The 18,343-nt window shown below is 63.9% G+C and carries 26 protein-coding genes and 1 pseudogene; 12 read left to right on the forward strand and 15 right to left on the reverse strand.

Annotated elements, in window-relative coordinates:
* Window positions 1-40 precede the first annotated feature (40 nt).
* From SynMEDNS5_RS04270 to SynMEDNS5_RS04280, 3 genes are all read right to left on the reverse strand, one after another.
* Window positions 41-214 carry a conjugal transfer protein TrbI gene (locus SynMEDNS5_RS04270; protein ID WP_186584909.1) on the reverse strand — a complete coding sequence of 58 codons (174 nt, stop codon included), beginning with the start codon at window positions 212-214 and terminating at the stop codon, window positions 41-43.
* Window positions 215-303: 89 nt separating this feature from the next.
* Complete coding sequence (locus SynMEDNS5_RS04275; RefSeq protein WP_186584911.1) at window positions 304-777, reverse strand: hypothetical protein; 474 nt, start codon at window positions 775-777, stop codon at window positions 304-306.
* Window positions 774-932, reverse strand: a complete 159-nt coding sequence (locus SynMEDNS5_RS04280) for a hypothetical protein (RefSeq protein ID WP_186584913.1) — start codon at window positions 930-932, stop codon at window positions 774-776. The genes SynMEDNS5_RS04275 and SynMEDNS5_RS04280 overlap by 4 nt, the downstream gene beginning before the upstream one ends.
* 137 nt (window positions 933-1,069) lie before the next feature.
* On the opposite strand from SynMEDNS5_RS04280, the gene SynMEDNS5_RS04285 reads away from it, so the two are divergent.
* Together SynMEDNS5_RS04285 and SynMEDNS5_RS04290 are read left to right on the forward strand one after the other, a co-directional pair.
* Entirely contained in the window at window positions 1,070-1,321 is a 252-nt protein-coding gene (locus SynMEDNS5_RS04285) for a hypothetical protein (RefSeq protein ID WP_186584915.1), read from the forward strand.
* Between the two features lie 29 nt (window positions 1,322-1,350).
* Complete coding sequence (locus SynMEDNS5_RS04290) at window positions 1,351-1,650, forward strand: hypothetical protein (RefSeq protein ID WP_186584917.1); 300 nt, start codon at window positions 1,351-1,353, stop codon at window positions 1,648-1,650.
* Window positions 1,651-1,656: 6 nt separating this feature from the next.
* Here the strand turns inward: SynMEDNS5_RS04290 and SynMEDNS5_RS04295 are convergent, their stop codons facing one another.
* From SynMEDNS5_RS04295 to SynMEDNS5_RS04305, 3 genes are read right to left on the reverse strand one after another with little or no spacing between them, the layout of a single operon-like run.
* A complete protein-coding gene (locus tag SynMEDNS5_RS04295; protein ID WP_186584919.1) occupies window positions 1,657-1,896 on the reverse strand; it encodes a hypothetical protein in 240 nt (79 codons plus the stop codon).
* A 16-nt stretch (window positions 1,897-1,912) separates the two neighbouring features.
* Entirely contained in the window at window positions 1,913-3,040 is a 1,128-nt protein-coding gene (locus SynMEDNS5_RS04300; protein WP_186584921.1) for an acyl-CoA dehydrogenase family protein, read from the reverse strand.
* Window positions 3,025-3,459, reverse strand: coding sequence for a secondary thiamine-phosphate synthase enzyme YjbQ (locus SynMEDNS5_RS04305; RefSeq protein WP_186584923.1), 435 nt, complete (start codon window positions 3,457-3,459; stop codon window positions 3,025-3,027). The genes SynMEDNS5_RS04300 and SynMEDNS5_RS04305 overlap by 16 nt, the downstream gene beginning before the upstream one ends.
* A gap of 76 nt (window positions 3,460-3,535) precedes the next feature.
* Between SynMEDNS5_RS04305 and SynMEDNS5_RS04310 the strand changes: the two genes are divergently transcribed.
* On the forward strand, window positions 3,536-3,712 hold the full coding sequence (locus SynMEDNS5_RS04310; RefSeq protein ID WP_186584932.1) for a hypothetical protein: 177 nt from the start codon (window positions 3,536-3,538) through the stop codon (window positions 3,710-3,712).
* Between the two features lie 29 nt (window positions 3,713-3,741).
* Here SynMEDNS5_RS04310 and SynMEDNS5_RS04315 read toward each other — a convergent pair whose 3' ends face one another.
* Window positions 3,742-4,524 (reverse strand): PhzF family phenazine biosynthesis protein, encoded by a 783-nt coding sequence (locus SynMEDNS5_RS04315; protein WP_186584934.1) that lies wholly within the window; start codon window positions 4,522-4,524, stop codon window positions 3,742-3,744.
* A complete protein-coding gene (locus SynMEDNS5_RS04320; RefSeq protein WP_370593570.1) occupies window positions 4,521-4,748 on the reverse strand; it encodes a hypothetical protein in 228 nt (75 codons plus the stop codon). Before SynMEDNS5_RS04320 ends, SynMEDNS5_RS04315 begins: the two co-directional genes overlap by 4 nt.
* A gap of 64 nt (window positions 4,749-4,812) precedes the next feature.
* Here SynMEDNS5_RS04320 and SynMEDNS5_RS04325 point away from each other — a divergent pair, with 64 nt between their 5' ends.
* On the forward strand, window positions 4,813-5,478 hold the full coding sequence (locus SynMEDNS5_RS04325) for an SDR family oxidoreductase (protein ID WP_186584936.1): 666 nt from the start codon (window positions 4,813-4,815) through the stop codon (window positions 5,476-5,478).
* Between the two features lie 16 nt (window positions 5,479-5,494).
* The gene (locus SynMEDNS5_RS04330) at window positions 5,495-6,226 is read left to right on the forward strand and encodes a J domain-containing protein (RefSeq protein ID WP_186584938.1); all 732 of its coding nucleotides are present in this window, start codon (window positions 5,495-5,497) and stop codon (window positions 6,224-6,226) included.
* On the opposite strand, the gene SynMEDNS5_RS04335 is transcribed toward SynMEDNS5_RS04330, so the two are convergent.
* A complete protein-coding gene (locus SynMEDNS5_RS04335) occupies window positions 6,208-7,032 on the reverse strand; it encodes an alpha/beta fold hydrolase (RefSeq protein ID WP_370593587.1) in 825 nt (274 codons plus the stop codon). The two genes, SynMEDNS5_RS04330 and SynMEDNS5_RS04335, sit on opposite strands and share 19 nt — an antisense overlap.
* Window positions 7,025-7,189 (reverse strand): hypothetical protein, encoded by a 165-nt coding sequence (locus tag SynMEDNS5_RS04340; protein ID WP_011932767.1) that lies wholly within the window; start codon window positions 7,187-7,189, stop codon window positions 7,025-7,027. Before SynMEDNS5_RS04340 ends, SynMEDNS5_RS04335 begins: the two co-directional genes overlap by 8 nt.
* Window positions 7,190-7,322: 133 nt before the next feature.
* Between SynMEDNS5_RS04340 and SynMEDNS5_RS04345 the strand changes: the two genes are divergently transcribed.
* On the forward strand, window positions 7,323-7,613 hold the full coding sequence (locus SynMEDNS5_RS04345; RefSeq protein WP_255440300.1) for a hypothetical protein: 291 nt from the start codon (window positions 7,323-7,325) through the stop codon (window positions 7,611-7,613).
* Between the two features lie 6 nt (window positions 7,614-7,619).
* On the opposite strand, the gene SynMEDNS5_RS04350 is transcribed toward SynMEDNS5_RS04345, so the two are convergent.
* Window positions 7,620-8,009, reverse strand: a complete 390-nt coding sequence (locus SynMEDNS5_RS04350; protein WP_186584940.1) for a putative quinol monooxygenase — start codon at window positions 8,007-8,009, stop codon at window positions 7,620-7,622.
* Between the two features lie 73 nt (window positions 8,010-8,082).
* On the opposite strand from SynMEDNS5_RS04350, the gene SynMEDNS5_RS04355 reads away from it, so the two are divergent.
* A complete protein-coding gene (locus SynMEDNS5_RS04355) occupies window positions 8,083-8,586 on the forward strand; it encodes a cupin domain-containing protein (protein ID WP_255440302.1) in 504 nt (167 codons plus the stop codon).
* Between the two features lie 26 nt (window positions 8,587-8,612).
* Here SynMEDNS5_RS04355 and SynMEDNS5_RS04360 read toward each other — a convergent pair whose 3' ends face one another.
* A complete protein-coding gene (locus tag SynMEDNS5_RS04360) occupies window positions 8,613-8,978 on the reverse strand; it encodes a hypothetical protein (protein ID WP_186584942.1) in 366 nt (121 codons plus the stop codon).
* Window positions 8,979-9,101: 123 nt separating this feature from the next.
* Here SynMEDNS5_RS04360 and SynMEDNS5_RS04365 point away from each other — a divergent pair, with 123 nt between their 5' ends.
* Window positions 9,102-9,527, forward strand: a complete 426-nt coding sequence (locus SynMEDNS5_RS04365) for a DoxX family protein (protein ID WP_186584944.1) — start codon at window positions 9,102-9,104, stop codon at window positions 9,525-9,527.
* Between the two features lie 77 nt (window positions 9,528-9,604).
* Here SynMEDNS5_RS04365 and SynMEDNS5_RS04370 read toward each other — a convergent pair whose 3' ends face one another.
* Window positions 9,605-11,347 carry a gamma-glutamyltransferase family protein gene (locus SynMEDNS5_RS04370; protein ID WP_186584946.1) on the reverse strand — a complete coding sequence of 581 codons (1,743 nt, stop codon included), beginning with the start codon at window positions 11,345-11,347 and terminating at the stop codon, window positions 9,605-9,607.
* Window positions 11,348-11,445: 98 nt separating this feature from the next.
* Between SynMEDNS5_RS04370 and SynMEDNS5_RS04375 the strand changes: the two genes are divergently transcribed.
* Genes SynMEDNS5_RS04375 through SynMEDNS5_RS04385 form a run of 3 tightly spaced genes read left to right on the forward strand, consistent with a single transcriptional unit; the run spans window position 11,446 to window position 15,790 of the window.
* A complete protein-coding gene (locus SynMEDNS5_RS04375; RefSeq protein ID WP_186584955.1) occupies window positions 11,446-13,077 on the forward strand; it encodes an FAD-dependent oxidoreductase in 1,632 nt (543 codons plus the stop codon).
* A gap of 10 nt (window positions 13,078-13,087) precedes the next feature.
* Window positions 13,088-14,050, forward strand: coding sequence for an SDR family NAD(P)-dependent oxidoreductase (locus SynMEDNS5_RS04380; RefSeq protein WP_186584957.1), 963 nt, complete (start codon window positions 13,088-13,090; stop codon window positions 14,048-14,050).
* Between the two features lie 33 nt (window positions 14,051-14,083).
* A complete protein-coding gene (locus SynMEDNS5_RS04385) occupies window positions 14,084-15,790 on the forward strand; it encodes an alpha-keto acid decarboxylase family protein (RefSeq protein WP_255440305.1) in 1,707 nt (568 codons plus the stop codon).
* Between the two features lie 25 nt (window positions 15,791-15,815).
* Here the strand turns inward: SynMEDNS5_RS04385 and SynMEDNS5_RS04390 are convergent.
* Window positions 15,816-16,964: pseudogene (locus tag SynMEDNS5_RS04390) on the reverse strand (iron-containing alcohol dehydrogenase); the annotation flags it as partial.
* Window positions 16,965-17,035: 71 nt separating this feature from the next.
* Between SynMEDNS5_RS04390 and SynMEDNS5_RS04395 the strand changes: the two are divergent.
* Complete coding sequence (locus SynMEDNS5_RS04395; protein WP_186584961.1) at window positions 17,036-17,455, forward strand: lysozyme inhibitor LprI family protein; 420 nt, start codon at window positions 17,036-17,038, stop codon at window positions 17,453-17,455.
* A 9-nt stretch (window positions 17,456-17,464) separates the two neighbouring features.
* Here SynMEDNS5_RS04395 and fghA read toward each other — a convergent pair whose 3' ends face one another.
* Window positions 17,465-18,340: an S-formylglutathione hydrolase gene (fghA, locus tag SynMEDNS5_RS04400; protein ID WP_186584963.1), complete on the reverse strand. Its 876-nt coding sequence runs from the start codon at window positions 18,338-18,340 to the stop codon at window positions 17,465-17,467.
* Between the last annotated feature and the right edge of the window lie 3 nt (window positions 18,341-18,343).

An 18,343-nucleotide genomic window follows, 5' to 3' on the forward strand; every position in this document is an offset into this window, starting at 1 on the left:
ACCTTTTGGGAACCGTGTTTGAGCTCTGAAGGGGCGTGGCTCAGGCGTTGCAGGTGCAGCCGCAGGCCCCGTTGCCGTGGCAGGGTTCCTGGTTTTTGTGTCCGCTGGCGCAGGCCTCCGAGCAGAAAGTACTGCCATCAATGAGGACGGCTTCGCTTTCGGACACGGTGCAGATGCAATCTGGGCATGCGCAAGCGCTTGTTAAAGGTGTCATCGCGTGACTCCTGAAGAATTGGATATGTCTGTCTTACGCCTGCTGGAATGGGGGTGCAAGGGGAGATCCGTACTCCAGCATCGGCTTGCTCAGCGGCGGCTGGAAGTCAGAAAGCCCCTGATGTAGTCCAGGCCCCAGTCGAGGGTGTGCACGGGCAGTTCATAGCAATCGTTGAACAAGCGGCGTTTGGCCTGCTCCAGTCGGGGCAAGCCAATGGCTTGGAGGTTGGCGCTTGAAGCCAGGAAAAATTCCTCTCGTGCCGCCGGGTCGTTGCGTTTCATGCCATTGACATACAGCGTGCGGATGTCCTGGAAGAGGTCAGCCGTCTCGCCTTCGAAGCGGATGATCTCGTCGCCAAGGGGGATTTCCATGGATTTGATGCAGCGCATCGAGAAGGCCATCGCCGCCCGTGTTTCCTCAGGGGAGAGGGCGTCCTCATGGCCATCGCGGAACTGATGTTGAATCACCCCGTTGCTGCATTCGAGCAAGCGGAGCAGTGCGAGTTTCTCGAGCTCAGCGTCGGGAAGCTGACTGAAGAGGCTGTACCAGTTGCGTCGTTTCATTGTTCTGCGATCACCCAGGCGGTGGCTGCGCGTTGGCGCATGTACAGGTCGGCAAGCTCGCGAGCGAGGGACCGTAACTCCTGAACGTTGTCGGTGGTGTCGATCAAGCGCTTGAGCGACTCGACCTCGAATTTTTGGCTGAGGGACAGCTGCATGGAACAGCGCTTAAGTAACAACACCTTAAAAAAAGTTCACGATCGTCGGCTGTTGTTTCTGCTGCAAAAAGGAAAAACCGATCCCGCGATGCGCTTTGGCACCTGCCAGGATGTAACAAATTCGTTACATCGGGCTGATGACCGTCGGAGAGCTTTTTCTCGAATCCCTGTCCACGGGCGTGATCACGGAAGATGAGATGCAGTGGCTCACATCCCATCAACACGGATTCTCCCGGACGGAAGAAGCCGCTGCGGTGCGCCTCGGTCGGCTGGTGGATGAGGGGATCGTCAATCTCGGTTGCAGGGTGTCCAATCGCGTGCTGCAGCACCGCGTGGTTCGCGACCACTGGATCGAGCCTTTGGGTCGTCGTCGCGGGCAACAATTCTGAGAGGATGCGCCAAGACTCGCTCCAATCTCATGGCGGACTTCCTCAATTGTGTTCGCGTCGTAGTGAAGCAGGGGTGCGATAAGCAGTACCTCGGTGCTGTGGAGGCCTGGGTCTCTCCCAAAGGAATGCGTGAGCGGTATCTGGCGCGAACAGGCGAGCGCGCCTACTGCTTCGTGGCTCTCTGGGACAGCCAGGAGTCTCTTGTGGCGGCACGTCCGCTGATGATTGAACACCTGAATTCAGTGAGGGATCTGCTCGAGGAGCTTTCCCCGGAACTGGGCGTTACCGATCCGGTTTCCGGGCTTGTGGTCCACACCGTGAAGGGCTGAAGAGCATCAGCTCTTCGGCGAATCCTGGCGTTCGCGAATGCGCTGTTCAAACTGCCTCACGTGCCGGCGTCGCCTGGCGATGGGCACCCCCACCGCCAGTGCAAGTACGCCAACCAGCAAGAGAGTGGCGAGCAGCTGCGCCAGCGTTGCTTGGGGAAACACATTGGACGACAGGCGGTCTACGGCGTTCTGCACAGTGCTGCCGTCTTCGGTGATCAGGACCGGTGGGATCGAGACAAGCCTCACAGGTGGTCGTCAATTATCAGAGCTGTTCACAGTGTGGCTTGAGGTGAGCTGAATAATCTCGGCCTGCGATCAAGCGGTCCTGAACCGGTGTGATCAAGGCCTGCACCTGAAGGAACAGAGCCTCACGCAAACGCCGGCCGCTGGGGTGACCATCACGAAGGGCTCCACCGGCATGGCTCACCAACGCGGCGCGACAGCAGCGCTCCGCCATCTCCAACGCTGAAGCACGCAGGTCGTGATGAGCCTTGTCGCTGAGGTTGTCCGGATCGTCGGCGGCCACATAGCAACGCCTGCGCAGCTCTGTAGCGTCTTCCATCAGGGTCTGAGCTGCGGTGATCCATCCGTCCGCCCGGCGATGTTGGGCCTGCTGCTGCAGATCGCCCAGCCCTGCCCGGATCAGGCCGAAGGCGGCTGGGTTGGCCAGGCGCGTGCGGGCTTGATCGGCCTGCGTCCACGCAGCGATCGGAGTGATTCCGATCACCCAGTCTGCGGGGATCCGGCAGTGGTTCAGGTTCACCGGCCGGCTCCAGGTGCCGCCCATGGCCAGCAGTTCCAGGGGTGGTTCCGGTGTGAGTCCACGGGGCAGGGAGATGGGCGCCTGCTTGTCGAGCAGCAGCGCCAGCACAGGGGCGTGGGGCGCTTGGCCGGCGCGCACCTGCACGGCGACGACATCGGCCAGATCCCAACCGGTGATCCAGTCGAGATGGCCCTGCAGCTCCCAGCCATCGCTGCAGGGGGAGGCCACGGGGGTGGCGGGACCCGGACGGCGCAGGTGTGCAAAAGCCGTGGCGCCAACTGCGCTTCCCGAAGCCAGACGTGTCAGCCAGCGCTGTCTGAGCGTTTGATTCGTGGAGGCCTGCAGCAGGCGCAGAGGCGACTGGTGCTGTGACCAGCAGAACCACACAGCTGCGTCGGCCATGGCCAGCCGCTCGGCCCGCTCCCGTTGCTGCGGGGCAGCCGCCACCGGCCCCAGCCAGCCGATGCCACTGAGCTGGTCCATCACGGACCGAGGCACGCCGAGGCGTTCGTGGTCAGCGGCTGCTGCCGTGATGCGCGCCAGCATCGCCTCCTCATCCGCGCTGACGGCGGCATCCGGTGTGTGCGGGCCCAGGGGGTCAGGACCCAGCATCAGGCCGAAAGCCACTGCAGCGCCACGCTGCGCTGGCGCGGGCCATCCAGCTCCACCAGGATCACGTCCTGGTAACGGCCCAGCTGCAGCGCGCCGTTGCGCACCGTCACCGTTGTCTGATGGCCGAGCAGCAGGGCCTGCAGGTGGGCATGGGCGTTTCGGGGTTCATCGTCGGGAATGCCCGGCCGGAGCTCCAGGTCGTTGTGTTTCCAGGACGAGGTGGGAGGTGCCAGCTGCCGGAGCCACTGCTGCAGATCCAGCAGGAGCCTCTCCTCCAGTTCGTTCACGATCACGGCGGTGGTGGTGTGTTGCGCTGCCACCACAACGGCTCCGTCGCGTTCGCCATGCACCTGCACAAATCGATGCAGATCGGCGGTGAGCGACAGGCACTGGAAGGGGGCTTCGGTGCTGAGCTGGAGGAGCTGGGGGGTCATGGAGTCATGCTGCCTGCAAATTGCCGCTACGTCTTGGGCGCAAGGGAGCTAAAAATGCGATCAACGACCTGGATCCATGGCTCTCCTCCCGCGCTGGCAGTACATGACCGATGAAAGCAAGGCGCTTGTGAAGCGCACGGCTGTGAGTGTGCTGGTGCTGTTCCTGGCGGCGCTCCTGCTGCGGGCTCTGTTGCCCTGGGTGCTGCTGGCGTTGATCGTTTGGTTGGCATGGAGCTGGATCAGCCGCCGTTGACAGTGGGATGCCTGTAGGTAGGTGAGGTATTACACCTGGATGCTGCCGCTCAGGTAGGGAATCACCCGCCCACTGATCAGCACACGCTCTCCCTGCAGCGTGCAGCGCAGCGAGCCGCCGCGAGCGGACAACTGACGGGCGTTGAGCACAGTCTTGCCGAGTCTTTCGCACCAGTAGGGGGTGAGGCTGCAGTGGGCGGATCCGGTCACGGGGTCTTCAGGAATGCCGCACCCCGGAGCGAAGAAACGGCTCACGATGTCAACGTGTTTGCCTGGAGCGGTGGCGATCAAGCCTCGCCCCGGGAGGGCGGCCACGCGCTCCGGATCCGGATGCAATGTTCGAATCGTGTCTTCATCGGCGAACACGGCGATCAGATCCACCCCCTGCAGGCAGCTCTGGGGTGTGGCGCCGATGGCCTCCTGCAGGCCTGCTGGCGGCAGGCATGGGTGAGCCCGCTGCACGGGAAAGTCGAGGGTGATTTGATCCTCCTCGCGGTGCACGCTGAGGGGACCACTGCGGGATTGAAACTGCAGGATGTTTCGTTGCGGTTCCCGGCGGAACACCACAGCGGCGGCTGCCAGGGTGGCGTGGCCACAGAGCTCCACCTCACAGCTCGGGGTAAACCAGCGCAGTTGATAGTCCCCTTCGCTGCCGACGAGGAACGCCGTTTCCGACAGGTTGTTTTCCGTGGCGATCGCCTGCATCAGCTGATCCGGCAGCCAGGCGTCCAGGCAACAAACGGCGGCGGGATTTCCCTGAAACGGCGCCTCCGCGAAGGCGGCCAGCTGCTCGATCGGAATCCGGGTGCTCATGGGTCGCTCGGCTCCACTGTGTCGCTTGCAGCCCGGGACCGTTCCACCTGAAGGAACACCAGCCAGGCCAGGCCGGCCAGCCCCGCACCCAGCCAGTCATTGCGGAGCGCTTCCACCAGGGCCGCGGTGCTGGCGGCAATGCGCAGTGCCCGCAGCAGCAGCTTGATCAGCGGAGGTCGGGCAGGTGGTTCAACGGTCATCAATCCAGGCCTGGATCGCGCCATTCAAGCCGTCTTCAGGCGATGGAGCCGCTGCATGGGCAGGATGTGGGTGGGTTGCTTCTGGTTGATGGCGTCGGTTCTTGTCACAGGATCCAATCGCGGCATCGGCCTGGAGTACTGCCGCCAGTTGCGGGACCGTGGCTTCGATGTGATTGCTGCCTGCCGTGAGCCTTCGCTGGAGCTGCAGGCTCTTGATGTGCGCATCGAGGCCGGTTTGGATCAGGCGGACCCGGGGATGCCCGCGGACTTAACCCGCCGTCTCGATGGCCTGCCTCTGCACTGGGTGATTCTCAATGCCGGCGTTCTGGAGTCGATCGGGTTCGACCAGCTGAACGAGGCCTCCATCCGCCATCAGTTCGAGGTGAATGCTCTCGCCCCTCTGCGGCTGGTGCGAGCGCTGGTGGGACAGATGCCCAGCGGCGGCAAGCTGGCGTTGATGAGCAGCCGCATGGCCTCCATCGATGACAACACCTCCGGAGGCTCCTACGGCTACCGCATGTCGAAGGCGGCGCTCAACAGCGCTGGCAAGTCGCTGGCGCATGACCTGCGATCGCGAGGCATCGCCGTGGCAATCCTGCATCCAGGTTTGGTGAGCACTCGCATGATCGGCTTCAACCCCAGGGGCATCAGTCCTGAACAGGCCGTGAGCGGTCTTCTGGCGCGCATCGATGCGCTCAATCTTGACACCAGCGGCACCTTCTGGCACGCCAATGGTGAGGTGCTCCCTTGGTGAGCTGAGTTCGCAAGTCATGGGTTTTGATCCGCGCCACTGGACCCCGCACAAGGTGACCAGCAATGTGCAGGCGCTTCTGCGTGAGAACGATGCCCTGCGAAGGGACATCAAGCGTTTAGAGCAGGAACTCGAGCGCGTGCGTCGTTCCCAGTGGCAGCAGCCCTCAGCCCAGGCTCCTGCGCGGATCAGTGCGGGGCAGGTGCAGGCCTGGGGTGCGGCCCTGGCCAGGCAGCCGGGATGGAGTCAGCTGCGTCAGGGTGCGCTTGAGGGGCTGATTGATGAGCTCAACCGCAACAGCTTCCCGTCGCGCTTGAGCCTGCAGCAGCGACTGGATCGACTGGTGAGCGGCTTGGGGACCGATCTGCTTGCTGCCGTTGGACCGAGAACAACCAAGAAAACGGCTGCGGTGATGGCCGCTTTCGCGCTTTACGGCGTGCGCGCCAGCGAATGGCTTGATGAGGATCCGGCGCGGGTTGTGAGCGAGCTTCGTCAGCGCCAGACACAGGCCAGTCGCCGCCAGACCCGGCGCACCCGCAGTGACCGGCGCACAACGGATCGCGAGCCTGCAGCTGCTTCAGTGAGCGCGGAGGAAGAGGCGTTGGCGGTTTTGGGCTTGAGGGTGGGTGCCACCCAGGAGCAGATCAAGCAGGCCTTCCGCCGTCTGGTGAAGCGCCATCATCCGGATGTGGGTGGATCGGCGAGTGCTTTTCGCCGCGTGAACGAGGCGTATCAGCAGTTGGTGGCCTGAAGCCAGCCCTGCACGCAGGCCACGCAGGCAGCACTGGATTCGTAGGGCAGCACGTTGCGGCCATCGAGCGTGGCGATGGCTGCGTTTGGAAGCTTGCGGCGGTAGGTGTCCAGGCGTTCTGAGACATCATCCCAGCTGCGGGAGCGGCCGATGCCTGTGGCCGACTGACCGAACACCACCTGCACCGGGACCGTGAGACCTGTGAACTGGGGTTCCCAGTTGCGCCGCCAGAAGCCCGCCAGAAAGGAGAATACGGCCCAACGGCTCTCCATGGCTCGCGAGCCGGCCTGCAACGTCTCCAACCATTCGTCGTCGACCGCGTCCGGCTCAGCGAAGAGATTTTTCCGCGAGAACGATGCGAGGAAATCGCGGCGGCGGGCATAGCGATAGAACAAACCGCCCAGTGGACCACTGAACAGCAGCGTCCACAGCTGCTGGGCTCGCTTCTGCGGGAAAGGTTCCGACAGCACGCGCCAGCCTGGCGGGCTGATGGCCACCAGTGCCGCCACCAGCTCAGGCGCTTGCGCCTGCAGGGCGAGGGCAATCGGCAGGGACGCTCCCTGGGAGACGAGCACCACAGGCTGGGTTCCACGTTCCCTCAGGCTGGCGATCAGAGGTTGCGCCCAGTCGTCGGGGGTGAGTGGCTGCGGCGGGCAGGGAGCGCTGCCGCAACCCAGGAGGTCCGGTGCCAGCAGCGTGCGCTCAGGTTCTAAGGCTCTCCAGTGCTGGATGAATCGGTCCCAGAAGCGGCTGGAGAGCCCAACGCCAATTGGATGGATCAGCAGAAGCGGTGTGGCGCTACCCAGGGCGCTGCTCCTGCTGGCGCAGGGTTTCGTAGGCCTGCCAGAGACCGTTCACTTCCGCGCAATGGGAGTCGCGGTCGCAGACGCGGTAGCGACCATTGCCGACGGCATCGATGGTGGATCCGCGGGAGGTGGCGCAGATGCGGCTGACAAACGCCATGGGCTTGAAGCGAATGCAACCGGTTTAAGCGTTGGTCTGATTCTTTCCTCAAGGAAATTTCATTTCGACATCACTCCTGGAAACGAAAAATCCCCAGGTTGGGGAGGATCGCTCGCCGGCGACGCGGTTCACAATGAACCCAACGCTTCTGCTCGAGATGTCCAACACCCGCGACATGATCAACGCCCATCTGTTCCCGGTGCTGGGCCTCATTGCCACAGCCAGTTCGGTATCGATCGCACTGTCGTTGCGGCCGATCGCCGAACAATCCTCCCGTTGGAACACCTGCTACAGCGACAGCCTGGCCTGGTACGAGGCCAACAAGCCTGATTGGACGATTCAGGACAAGGAGGTGTTCGCCTCGAATTTCTGTAATGGCGGTGTGCCAGTGCAGCCAGGAGCCGGCTTCCAGTTGGCGCGCTGAGTTCTGTTACACCCGGCTGTACCCCAGTTGGGATTCAAAAATCTTCAGGGGGAGGCCGAAGGATTGCATCAAGGTGCGGCATTCGTCTCCCACCGTTCCGTACACCTCCACCCTGAAGTCGTCGCCCAGTTCGGCGTGCTTCTGCAGGTACTCCTGAACCGGAGGATTCGACACGTGCGCGGCAAAGGCGGCGTCGTTGGCGTACAGCTCTGACCACACAAAGGCCTGCGGGTCATCGGGATCCCGATCAAAGGTGTGATGGAGCATTCCTGGTTCGCTCGCCTGCACTGCAGCGTCGGTGGCGCGCGCCAGCTCGAGATAGGCGTCGACGCAGTCAGGTTTTACGTGAATGCGTGCCAGCAGCATGAAGGGAGTGCTCTTGTCGAAGCTGGCCATGATTTCAGAACAGGTGCATCGATCATCGCCCGACTTCGTATTTCAGGCCCGTAGGCCACACTGCACCGGACCGTTGACAATCTTCAAGCAGATGCTGCATCGACTGCTCTCCACCCTTGCTGTGTGCTCGATCACGGCTGCTGCGGTCTCCGGATGTACGGGTGGATCGCAGCAGGCCGGCAAACCCGAGAAAGCAGCGTCTGCCCCAGGTGAGGTTCAGATCAAGGAGGTGTTCAGCGGCAGTGAATCGCTGAACGGCACTCCGCTGCAATACCCCGAAGGCAAGCCGGAACTGCGTCTGTTCCGGGTGGAGATCCCTGTGGGCGGCAAGATTCCACTGCATACTCACCCTGCACCGATGTTGGTGTATGTGCAGGCGGAGAATTCAGGTGATCTGCTCAACACCCGGGTGCAAGCCGATGGATCGAAGGTGAGCAGTGTGTTCAAGCCCGGGGAGTCATTCATCGAGGGGATGTCGGAACCCCATTACGTGGAGAACGAGGGGGATCAGCCCACTGTGGTTTGGGTGATGGTGGCCTCCGTGGAAGGACTCCCCACCACGGAATGGATCAAGTGAAACCCTGCTGATGGATGAAAGTTCTGTCAGCGCTTGCGGCCGAGCACCGTGCGCTTCACTACGCCGTCCTCCTTCTGGTAGAGCACCAGATCGTCGTTCTCGAGGGTGTAGAAACGCCGGACTCCATCGATGCGGTACTCGCGGTTGAAGGGCACCACCCAGGAGGTGCCCATTGCCAACACGTAGATCAGCTCCGACTGATCGGCACTAATGCAGAAGCGCACCTTCTGTTCCTTGTAAAGCCCCACATCGCTCAAAAAGGGCGCCTGGAAGTAGTCGCAGGTGTGGGCCCGCTGGTATTCCTCCTTGATGTTCGCCAGAGCCTGTTCAGGCACAGCCGCGCCGAGCAGCAGAGTCCCGAGCAGGAAGGGGAGGAACGGGGATCGCCCCATGGCATTGACAGTGCAAGGGATTTGCGCCTTTGTAGCGGCTTCTGCTGCTGCCTGCATTGAGGCAGGGCCGGGTTCTAGGGTTCGATCCGCTACAAATCCGGTTGGTCCGGTTTCCTGATCGAGATGTTCCATCCCCTGGCCCTCTCCAAGGCGCTCGACTTCCTGGGCCGGCTGTGTTTGGCAGCGGTGTTCGTGAATGCCTTGCCTGGCAAGTTCAGCAACTTTTCGGCCACCGCTGCCTCGATCACAGCCAAGGGAGTTGCCGAGCCCCTGGCCGGAGCGCTGCTGGTGGCTGCGATCGTGATCCTGATCGCTGGCTCGTTGCTTTTGGTGTTTGGCACGAACACCCGTCTGGGTGCCTCCTTGCTGTTGGTGTTTCTGGTGCCCACCACCCTGATTTTTCACACCTTTCCGATCGATGCCAGCTTCTTCATGAACCTGGCCCTGATCGGCGCTCTGATCCTGGCGATCACGCGCTCCACCGGCGCAGCCGTTCCCAATTTCCGCGATGTTCGGGTTCGGGACGGCATGCGGGCGCTACGTCGCTGACTCACGCTGCTGACCCTCCCGTTTGGCGAGCCCAAACCCAGCGATGGCTTGCGCTAATCGCGGGAGCGCCATGGGCCTCAGGGCAGGGCCAGGGCTGTTCCTTCCCGGCGGGGGTCAGCAGCTCCATGCCAGCGATCGCCGATCCGTTGCACCAGGCCAATGCCGCTGCCCAGCCTTTGGAGGCGCAATGTGCGGCCAGGTATTTCGAGCTGATCGGGATCGATGGGCCAGGGAAGCGGCGGCTCTTTCTCGATCACCAGGGTGTCTCCCTGGGGAGAGAGCAGGGGCAGCCCGACCGATTGGGCCGGTGGCTCCTGCCATTGTAGTGCTGCCAGCAGCACCCGGCTGATGTAGTGGGGGATCCGCTTTCCCCCCGGGCTGCCCAGCGCCAGAACAGGCTGGTTTGCGTTGAAAACGATCGTTGGCGCCATTGACGACACCGGCCTGCGCCCTGGACGGCGGCGGTTGGCCACAGGGAGGCCCCCGACCACGGGCCGCCAGTCGAAATCGGTGAGCTGGTTGTTCATCACCATGCCCTCCACCAGATTGCGGCTGCCGAAGACGGTCTCCACGGTTGTGGTGTAGCTGGCGAGGTTGCCTAAAGCGTCCACGATCGTGACGTGGGAGGTGCCCAGCTCCGGCCCGGGCCCCGGGCGACCGAAGGGAAACCGCTTCATTCCCGGGGGCAGACCGGGCTGTGGCAAGCGCGCGGGTGAGGTCTGCATAGCCTGCACACGGGCCCGGATGTAGGCCGGATCCAGCAATCCCTCGGTGGGGATGGGGCCATCGATCGGATCGTGAACCCAGTAGAGGCGATCGGCATCGGCCCAGGATTCCGCCAGGGCCAGATGGCGCCAGCTTTGTGGGATGGATGGATCGTTGAAGCCGCCGGTCGCATCGAGCAGGGCCAGGGTCTGCAACACCGCCAGTCCGCCGCTGCTCGGTGGGGGCACCGTGCAGACGCGGTGCTTCATCTCCACCCGGCAGAGGGGGGCTCGGCGCACCACGGCGTAGGAGGCCAGATCCGTTGCGGTCCAACCCTTGAACGCCGGGGCCTGAACCTTCAGGGCGTTGACCCCGCGCTGGATCCTTTGGGCTAACGGCCCCTCGTAAAAGGCACGACCCCCCTGCTGGGCCAGGGTCTCCAGGGTGCGGGCCAGGGCAGGGTTGCGGAACAGACGGCCTGCTGGCAACGGTTTCCCGCCAGGCAGGTAGAGCTGCTGGAAGGCCGGGTTGTGGGTGGTGCCGAGGCGCTTGGCCAGGGCGATGGATCTGCGCAGTCGCGGGCTGGGCAGGAACCCTTCGCGGGCCAGACCGATGGCGGGCTGAAGGTTGCTGGACCAGGGCCGATGCCCCAGTTGCTGATGAGCCTCCCAGAGCAGGGCCACGGTGCCAGGAACGCCGATCGCATCCGGATTGCGGGTGGCCGCCCGATAGGAGAGCGGTTCACCGGAAGGCTGGAGCAGGTCGTCGCGGCGGCTGCGCTCCGGTGCTGTTTCACGGCCATCGAACACCTCCAGGGCCTGGCGACGGGCATCCCAGTGCAACAGGAAGCCTCCGCCTCCGAGTCCGGAACTCTGCGGTTCCGCCACGGCCAGTACTGCCTGTGCTGCAACCAGGGCATCCACGGCATGGCCACCGCCGGCGAGAACGCTCAGAGCGGCCTTGCTGGCTAGGGGGTTGGCGGTGACGACCACGGCCGAACCGGCGGCCGTGGAAATGCTTTTTTTGCGGGTGTCTGCTTGTTCGGGATCGTCGCGACTCACCGGAGCTGCGCTCAAAGGGCTGAGGGAGAGCAACAGCAGCAGGGCGGTGATCATCAGGTGGGGCGGGATCTGGAAAAGCTTGTGTGGAGTCTGGCGAGGCTGACGCCGGCACTGCCTAGCGTGGGGGCTGGGATCGGCTGCAGGAGCGGACCATGACAGATGCAGGTCCAGCGACTCCCAGTTCGTCGCACGTGGTGGTGATCGGCGCCGGCTGGGCCGGCTGGGGTGCCGCCAAGGCCCTCTGTGAAGCAGGTTTGCGCGTGACGCTGCTGGATGGGGTGGAGGACCCTACAGGCAGCACGCCCCTCACCACCAGCAGCGGCAAACCCTTTGAAGCCGGCACCCGCGGGTTCTGGAAGGACTACCCCAACATCAATGCCCTCACTGCTGAACTAGGGCTCAGCGATGTGTTCACGGAGTTCACCACCAGCGCCTTCTGGTCACCCGATGGGCTGGAGGCCACAGCGCCGGTGTTCGGCGATGCGTTGCTCTGGCCCAGTCCCATCGGGCAGGTGCTGGCCACCACCACCAACTTCAAGCGGCTGCCCGTGGCTGATCGCCTCAGCATTGCCGGGCTCCTCTACGCAATGCTCGATCTCAACCGCAGTGAGGCGGTATTTGAGCGCTACGACAACCTCGATGCGCTGACCCTGTTCCGAAGCCTCGGAATCAGTGAGCGGATGATCAACGACTTCCTTCGCCCCACGCTTCTGGTGGGCTTGTTCAAGCCGCCGGAGGAACTGTCGGCGGCAGTGACCATGGAGCTTCTCTATTACTACTCCTTTGCCCATCAGGATTCCTTCGATGTGCGTTGGATCCGGGCCAGAAGCATCGCGGAACAGTTGATTGCGCCATTGGCGCAGCGGCTGATCGATCGCCATGGCCTGCAGGTGCTGGGCGGCACGCTGGCCACAGGTTTGAACCTCCATCCAGACACCAAGGCCATTGCGTCAGTGCAAACCCGTGCTTTGGCTACGGGTGAGAACGCCGTGATCGACGGAGTGGATGCGGTGGTGCTCACGGTGGGTGCCAAGGGGATGGGAGCACTGATGGCGAACTCACCGGCCTGTGCTGCCGCAGCTCCGGAACTGGTGGATGCCGGCAGTCTCGGAGCCATTGATGTGGTGTCGGTGCGGTTGTGGTTAGACACCTACCTGGAGGTTGCTGACCCAGCCAACGTGTTCTCCCGTTTTGAGGCGTTGCAGGGGGCTGGAGGCACCTTCTTCATGCTCGATCAGTTGCAGAAGGAAACGGAAGCTGCGCTGTGGGCAGGAGAGCAACCCCAGGGATCGGTGATCGCCAGCGACTTCTACAACGCCACGGCGATCGCGGCCCTCAGCGATGAGGAGATCGTGGCGTTGCTGATGCGCGAGTTGTTGCCGGTGGCCAATCCCGCCTTTCACACCGCCAACGTGCTGGAGGCTGAGGTACGACGCTACCCGGGGTCGGTGGCCTGGTTCTCTCCAGGGAGCTTCCGGCAGCGGCCGCCGCTGGAGACGGCGATCCCTTCGTTGGTGTGCGCCGGTGACTGGGTGCGGATGGGGCCGCGGGAATTCGGTGCCAAGGGGCTTTGCCAGGAGCGGGCCTATGTGTGCGGCTTGGAAGCGGCCAATTCCCTGCTGCGGCGCGGGGTGGTGCGCTGCGCTGATCCTGCCGGCAGGGCTCAGCACCGGGTAATTCCGATCCGGCCCGATGAACCCCAGGTGCTGCTGGGGCGCTCCCTGAATGCCCAGGTGATGAACACGGCGGACGCCCTGGGGCTGCGTTGGCCGTGGTTGTCATGAAATGGCTGGCATGAAGCGGATCCTGATCACTGGGGCGAGTTCCGGCATCGGCCTGGAGGCCGCCCGCCGGTTGGTCTCCAGTGGTCATCAACTCACACTTCTCTGCCGCAGCTCTGAGCGCGGCCAGCAGACTCGCGCGCAATTGCTTGCTGCCGGTGCAACGTCCAGCCAGGTGACCTGCCTGGTTGCCGATCTGGCCGACCTTGGCAGTGTGCAGAGCGCCTGTGATCAGCTGCAGGAGCGGGCTGAACCCCTTGATGCCCTGGTGCTGAATGCCGGGCAGCAACGGGCGGGGGCCGGGGCGCCGGTGTTCTCGCCCCAGGGCATCGAAATCACCTTTGCTGTGAATCAGCTGGCTCACCAACTGATCGCCACGGGCTTGCTGCCGCTGTTGCGGGCTGGATCGCAGCCGCGGGTGGTGATCACCGCCTCCGATGTGCACAACCCCGCCACTGGGGGCGGGCGTGTGGGCCAACCGGCGGATTTGGGCGATCTGGCAGGACTGCGGGCCGGCACGGGGTTTGTGATGCTTGATGGCAAAGCCCGTTTTGATGGCGACAAGGCCTACAAAGACAGCAAGCTCTGCAATGTGTTGTTGGGGCGCGAAATGGATCGCCAGCTCGCGGGCGCCATGCCTGTGCTCACCTGGAGCCCAGGCCTGGTGATCCAGCGCAGCCGTGAGGGTTTCTTCCGCCACAACCGCCAGAGCAATCCTCTGGGGATGGCGTTGTTCGCGTTGGTGGCGCGGGATCTGCTGCGGGTGACAGAATCGGTTGCATCGGCTGGCGGTTTGCTGGCAGACCTGATCACAGACTCTGCCTACGCTTCCCCTGGATTCAGCTACTGGAGCAACCGGTTGGTGCGACCCGGCATGCATCGTTTCTCTGCAGCGCAGACCAGTGCAGAGGCTGCCGATCTGGCGAAGGCTGGAGAGCTCTGGCGTCTCTCGGAGCTGTTGATCCGCACGGCGTAGGCGCCACACTGAGGCAAATGTGCCACGGCGCTGATGCCTCCTTCGGTTGTCACCTACGTGCTGGATCGGCTTGCGGATCTCGGCATCGGCCATGTGTTCGGCGTGCCGGGCGACTATTCCTTTCCTCTGAACGACGCGGTGGAAGTGCATCCGCGGCTGCAGTGGGTTCCGTCTGCCAATGAACTGAATGCGGCTTACGCCGCCGATGGCTATGCCCGTCGCCGTGGTGCAGGGATCCTTTGCACCACCTACGGCGTGGGTGAACTCAGTGCCCTTAATGGCGTGATGGGCTCCATGGCCGAGCGCTTGCCTGTGTTCCACTTGGTGGGAACCCCGAGCGTGCGCATTGTGCGCCAGGGATTGATCTGCCATCACACCCTTGGTGACACCCGCTACGACCGCTTCGAGGCGATTTCGGCTGCGGCCGGTTGTGTGAGTGCGCGGCTCACGCCCGAGAACGTGGTGGTGGAGCTGGAGCGGGTGATCGACAAGGCCCTTGAGGATTCACGGCCCGCCTATCTCACCGTGCCCATGGACCTGGCGCTGATGCCGATCACCGGCACGCCGATCCAGGGGACGCCGATCGGCAGCATCGATCAACACGCCAGTGTGGCGGTGGAGCTGGAGGCTGTACTCGATCTGGTGATGGAGCGCATGGCGGAGGCATCCTGTCCGCTGGTGATGCCCACGGTCACTCTCAAGCGTTTCGGACTGGTGGAGACGTTTGCAACGTTCCTCGAGGTTTCAGGGTTGGCCTATGCCACCACGCCGATGGACAAGGCCCTGCTCAGTGAAGGGCATCCCGCCTTCCTTGGGATGTACAACGGCGTGCGCTCCACTCCTGCTGCTTTGCAGGGTGTGGTGGAAGACGCCGATCTGCTCATCGACGTGGGCGGACTGGTGATGGAGGACCTCAACACCGGTCTCTGGAGCGGTCATCTGGACACAAGGCGGGTGATTTCCCTGCATGCCGACTGGGTGCAGGCCGGTGATCAGGTGTTCACCAGCGTGAGCCTCAGCGAAGTGCTAGCTGGGCTGATCAAGCGCTTTCAGGCGGCTGACTCAAGAGCCAGCCACTGGGGGGAGCAGCGGCCGGTGCAGCCAGAGCCCCTGCTTCCTCTGAGTGGTGAGGGGGATCAGCCCACGGCATCGGCGAATGTCTATCCACGCCTGCAGCGGTTTCTGCGCCCCACCGATCTGCTGATCACCGACACCGGCACCTCTCTGCTCAAGCTCAACGCCATGCGATTGCCTGACGGGGTGGCCATCGAAACGCAGACCCTCTGGGGATCGATCGGCTGGGCGACGCCCGCTGCCCTCGGCTGTGCCCTAGCCGATGCCGAACGCCGGGTGGTGCTGGTCACCGGTGATGGGGCCCACCAGCTCACGGTGCAGGAGGTCGCTGTGATGGGCTTCACCGGGGCCAAGCCAGTGGTGATCGTTCTCAACAACGGCCTCTATGGGGTGGAGGCCTTGCTCAGCGAAACCGGTCATGCCTACAACGATCTGCCTCCCTGGCGTTATGCCCAGCTTCCCGAGGCTTTCGGTTGCCAGGGATGGTGGTGCGGCCGCGTGTCAACGGTGGCGGAGCTGGAGCAGGCGCTGGCGGCCATCAATGCCCACGATGGCGCTGCTTACCTCGAGGTGATGATTCCCCCGGAGGAGAGCCAGCCTCTGCCGGAGGCGTTGATTGAAACCATGCACCAGACGGCGACGCCGCATCAGGAAGCAGCTGGGTGAGCAGGGCTTCACAATCGCTGCGGCGCATCACACGCGGGACCGGATAAGCGGGATGGGCCTCTTTGAAGGCATCGGCGCTGATTCGGGGAATGTCGACGCTGCGTAGCGGTTGAATGGAAGAAGGCACTCCCAGCTGCTGGTTGAGTGCGACCACCCAGCTGATGAAGCCCAACGCGAGATCGTGATCGCTGGTCTGGTCTGTGCCCAGCTCTGCAGCGCGGGCCAGAGCGGCCAGCCTGTGCTCGCAGGCCGGAAGGGAAAAGCGCAGCACACTCGGCAACACCAGCGCATTGGCAAGGCCATGGGGGATGCCGTAGAAGCAGCCGAGGGCATGGGCCAGGGCATGGGCATAGCCCACATTGGTGCGGGTGAAAGCCTCACCGGCGGCATGGGCGGCAAGGGCCATCTGCAGGCGGGCCTCGAGGTCGTCCCCGTTGGCGTGGGCCCGGGGCAACCAGCGGGTAATGGCGCTGATCGCATCAATGGCGCGACGATTGCTGAAGGGGGTGCCGCTGCAGCCGATGTAGGCCTCCACCGCATGGGTGAGGGCATCGAGGCCACCGGCGGCCGTGATCGCGGGCGGCAGGCCGAGCATCAACTCCGGGTCGATCACCGTGATCGCAGGCAGCAGCTTGAGATCGGCAATGGCGAGTTTGCGTTGCCGATCTCCATCGGTGAGTACCGCTGCGATCGACGCTTCTGATCCGGAGCCGGCGGTGGTGGGCACGCAGGCCAGAGGCGGTGGCGGCAGGATCACCCGGAAGAGCCCCTCCATGGCCCGGCAGCTCAGCCAGGGGTTGGCCGCGCGCGCGCCGATGGCCTTGGCGCAGTCGATCACTGAGCCGCCCCCAACGGCCACAAGGCTGTCGCAGTGGCCTGCGCGGTAGGCCTGCAGTCCGGCCTCCACGCTGGCAATGGTGGGATTCTCCGGGACTCGATCAAACACCCAGCAGGGTCGCCCCGCCCGTTCGAGTTCCGCCAGCAGGGGCTGGGGCAACCGCAGCTGCAGGAGTTGCTTGTTGGTGACCAGCAGCGGCCGGCGCCAGCGGCGGCCGCGCATCTGCGGCGGCAGCAACCGCAGGGCACCGGCGCCGATGAGCTTGCGGGGCTGGGGAAAGGGCAACACCAATGCCAGGCCCTGGAGCAGCCGCTGATAAGCCCGCATCAGCAGCATGGGTGGGGGGCGTACTTGGCTTCAGTCTGAAGGGTCTGCAGGATGAAGAAAGCCATCGCCTGCAAGCTCAGATGCGCGCCTCTGCCCCCCTCCCTCTGGTTCTCGCCGCTTCGCTCCTGTGTCTGCTGCCTCCCGCAACGCGGGCCTCTGAGGGGTGCTCCTCAGCGCAGAGCACCGTGGAGGAAACGGGTTGTGTGATTGCGGCTTTGAAGGCGATGGACCAGCGCCTGGAGCAGGCTCTTGAAGCGGTGGCGCAGGAGGCCCGTGCGGTGCCCAGTGAGGTGTTTCAGACCCTCTGGCGCGACAATCTCACCGGTTTCTACAACACCAGTGCTGATCCAGCGGCACAGGCCGCGGCATTTCGGGACGAACGCCGCAAAGTGTGTGCCTATGCCAAATCTGTCGCGTTTCAGGGCACGGGCTACGGCATCTTCACGACGCGCTGCGAGTTGGCGCTGACCCGCGCCCTGTTGGATCAGTTGAAGCCCTGAGGCCTTGACTCATCCGTTGAAGAGCCCCAGCCCCCGGGCGTGATGGCGCAGGTGGGTGTCGATCACACTGGCCACAAAGAAGTAGCTGTGGTCGTAGCCCTCATGCACAGTGAGCGTGAGCGGCTGGCCGCAGCGCTCGGCCGCTGCCTTGAGGTCGCTCGGGCGCAGCTGTTCTTCCAGAAAGGGATCGGCGGAGCCGACATCCACGAGCAGGCAGTCCTCCCGGCGATGACCATCCTCGAGCAGGGCCACGCCATCCCAGGCTCGCCAGCGGGCCTGGGCCTCGGCGCTGTTTCCGAGGAAATGGGTGAAGGCCTTCTGCCCCCAGGGGCAGGCGCTGGGATGGCAGATCGGTGCCACCGCCGAAACGGAACGGAAGCGCTGCGGGTGACGCAAGCCCAGCACCAGGGCTCCATGACCGCCCATGGAATGACCAGCCAGCCCCAGGCGGTTGGGGTCCAGGGGCAAGGCTGCGCTGAGCCGGGCCGGGAGCTCTTCGACCACGTAGCTGTGCATGCGGTAGTGCTGGTGCCATGGCTCCTGCTCGGCATCCAGATAGAAGCCGGCGCCATGGCCGAAATCCCAGTGTCCCCCTGGATCACTGGGCACCGCATCACCACGGGGGCTGGTGTCGGGCATGACCAGGGCCAGCCCGAGCTCGGAGGCCAGTCGCTGGGCTCCCGCCTTCTGCACCGCGTTTTCATCGCTGCAGGTGAGACCTGACAGCCAGATCAGGGCGGGCAGGGCAGCGACACTCGACTCTGCGCTGAGCGCGGCGGGGGGCAGATACACGCTCACCGTGGTGTCACTGTGCAGCGTTTCGGCGTGCAGTCGGTAGCGCCGTTGTTCGCCGCCAAAGCAGTGATGGGAGCTGATCAGTTCCATGGC

Origin of the sequence: Synechococcus sp. MEDNS5, from assembly GCF_014279875.1 — a bacterium.
Classification (GTDB): Bacteria; Cyanobacteriota; Cyanobacteriia; order PCC-6307; family Cyanobiaceae; genus Synechococcus_C.

Excerpts from the sequence above, each read along its gene's own strand:
- SynMEDNS5_RS04345 (WP_255440300.1), top strand. The coding sequence starts at position 7,323 with ATGAACCCAACGCTTCTGCTCGAGATGTCCAACACCCGCGACATGATC.
- SynMEDNS5_RS04320 (WP_370593570.1), bottom strand. The coding sequence starts at position 4,748 with ATGGCGCGATCCAGGCCTGGATTGATGACCGTTGAACCACCTGCCCGA.
- SynMEDNS5_RS04385 (WP_255440305.1), top strand. The coding sequence starts at position 14,084 with ATGCCTCCTTCGGTTGTCACCTACGTGCTGGATCGGCTTGCGGATCTC.
- SynMEDNS5_RS04370 (WP_186584946.1), bottom strand. The coding sequence starts at position 11,347 with ATGATCACCGCCCTGCTGCTGTTGCTCTCCCTCAGCCCTTTGAGCGCA.
- SynMEDNS5_RS04290 (WP_186584917.1), top strand. The coding sequence starts at position 1,351 with ATGGCGGACTTCCTCAATTGTGTTCGCGTCGTAGTGAAGCAGGGGTGC.
- SynMEDNS5_RS04365 (WP_186584944.1), top strand. The coding sequence starts at position 9,102 with ATGTTCCATCCCCTGGCCCTCTCCAAGGCGCTCGACTTCCTGGGCCGG.
- SynMEDNS5_RS04270 (WP_186584909.1), bottom strand. The coding sequence starts at position 214 with ATGACACCTTTAACAAGCGCTTGCGCATGCCCAGATTGCATCTGCACC.
- SynMEDNS5_RS04375 (WP_186584955.1), top strand. The coding sequence starts at position 11,446 with ATGACAGATGCAGGTCCAGCGACTCCCAGTTCGTCGCACGTGGTGGTG.
- SynMEDNS5_RS04325 (WP_186584936.1), top strand. The coding sequence starts at position 4,813 with ATGGCGTCGGTTCTTGTCACAGGATCCAATCGCGGCATCGGCCTGGAG.
- SynMEDNS5_RS04340 (WP_011932767.1), bottom strand. The coding sequence starts at position 7,189 with ATGGCGTTTGTCAGCCGCATCTGCGCCACCTCCCGCGGATCCACCATC.
- fghA (WP_186584963.1), bottom strand. The coding sequence starts at position 18,340 with ATGGAACTGATCAGCTCCCATCACTGCTTTGGCGGCGAACAACGGCGC.
- SynMEDNS5_RS04280 (WP_186584913.1), bottom strand. The coding sequence starts at position 932 with ATGCAGCTGTCCCTCAGCCAAAAATTCGAGGTCGAGTCGCTCAAGCGC.
- SynMEDNS5_RS04305 (WP_186584923.1), bottom strand. The coding sequence starts at position 3,459 with ATGACCCCCCAGCTCCTCCAGCTCAGCACCGAAGCCCCCTTCCAGTGC.
- SynMEDNS5_RS04310 (WP_186584932.1), top strand. The coding sequence starts at position 3,536 with ATGGCTCTCCTCCCGCGCTGGCAGTACATGACCGATGAAAGCAAGGCG.
- SynMEDNS5_RS04395 (WP_186584961.1), top strand. The coding sequence starts at position 17,036 with ATGCGCGCCTCTGCCCCCCTCCCTCTGGTTCTCGCCGCTTCGCTCCTG.
- SynMEDNS5_RS04315 (WP_186584934.1), bottom strand. The coding sequence starts at position 4,524 with ATGAGCACCCGGATTCCGATCGAGCAGCTGGCCGCCTTCGCGGAGGCG.
- SynMEDNS5_RS04275 (WP_186584911.1), bottom strand. The coding sequence starts at position 777 with ATGAAACGACGCAACTGGTACAGCCTCTTCAGTCAGCTTCCCGACGCT.
- SynMEDNS5_RS04380 (WP_186584957.1), top strand. The coding sequence starts at position 13,088 with ATGAAGCGGATCCTGATCACTGGGGCGAGTTCCGGCATCGGCCTGGAG.
- SynMEDNS5_RS04350 (WP_186584940.1), bottom strand. The coding sequence starts at position 8,009 with ATGGCCAGCTTCGACAAGAGCACTCCCTTCATGCTGCTGGCACGCATT.
- SynMEDNS5_RS04330 (WP_186584938.1), top strand. The coding sequence starts at position 5,495 with ATGGGTTTTGATCCGCGCCACTGGACCCCGCACAAGGTGACCAGCAAT.
- SynMEDNS5_RS04285 (WP_186584915.1), top strand. The coding sequence starts at position 1,070 with ATGACCGTCGGAGAGCTTTTTCTCGAATCCCTGTCCACGGGCGTGATC.
- SynMEDNS5_RS04360 (WP_186584942.1), bottom strand. The coding sequence starts at position 8,978 with ATGGGGCGATCCCCGTTCCTCCCCTTCCTGCTCGGGACTCTGCTGCTC.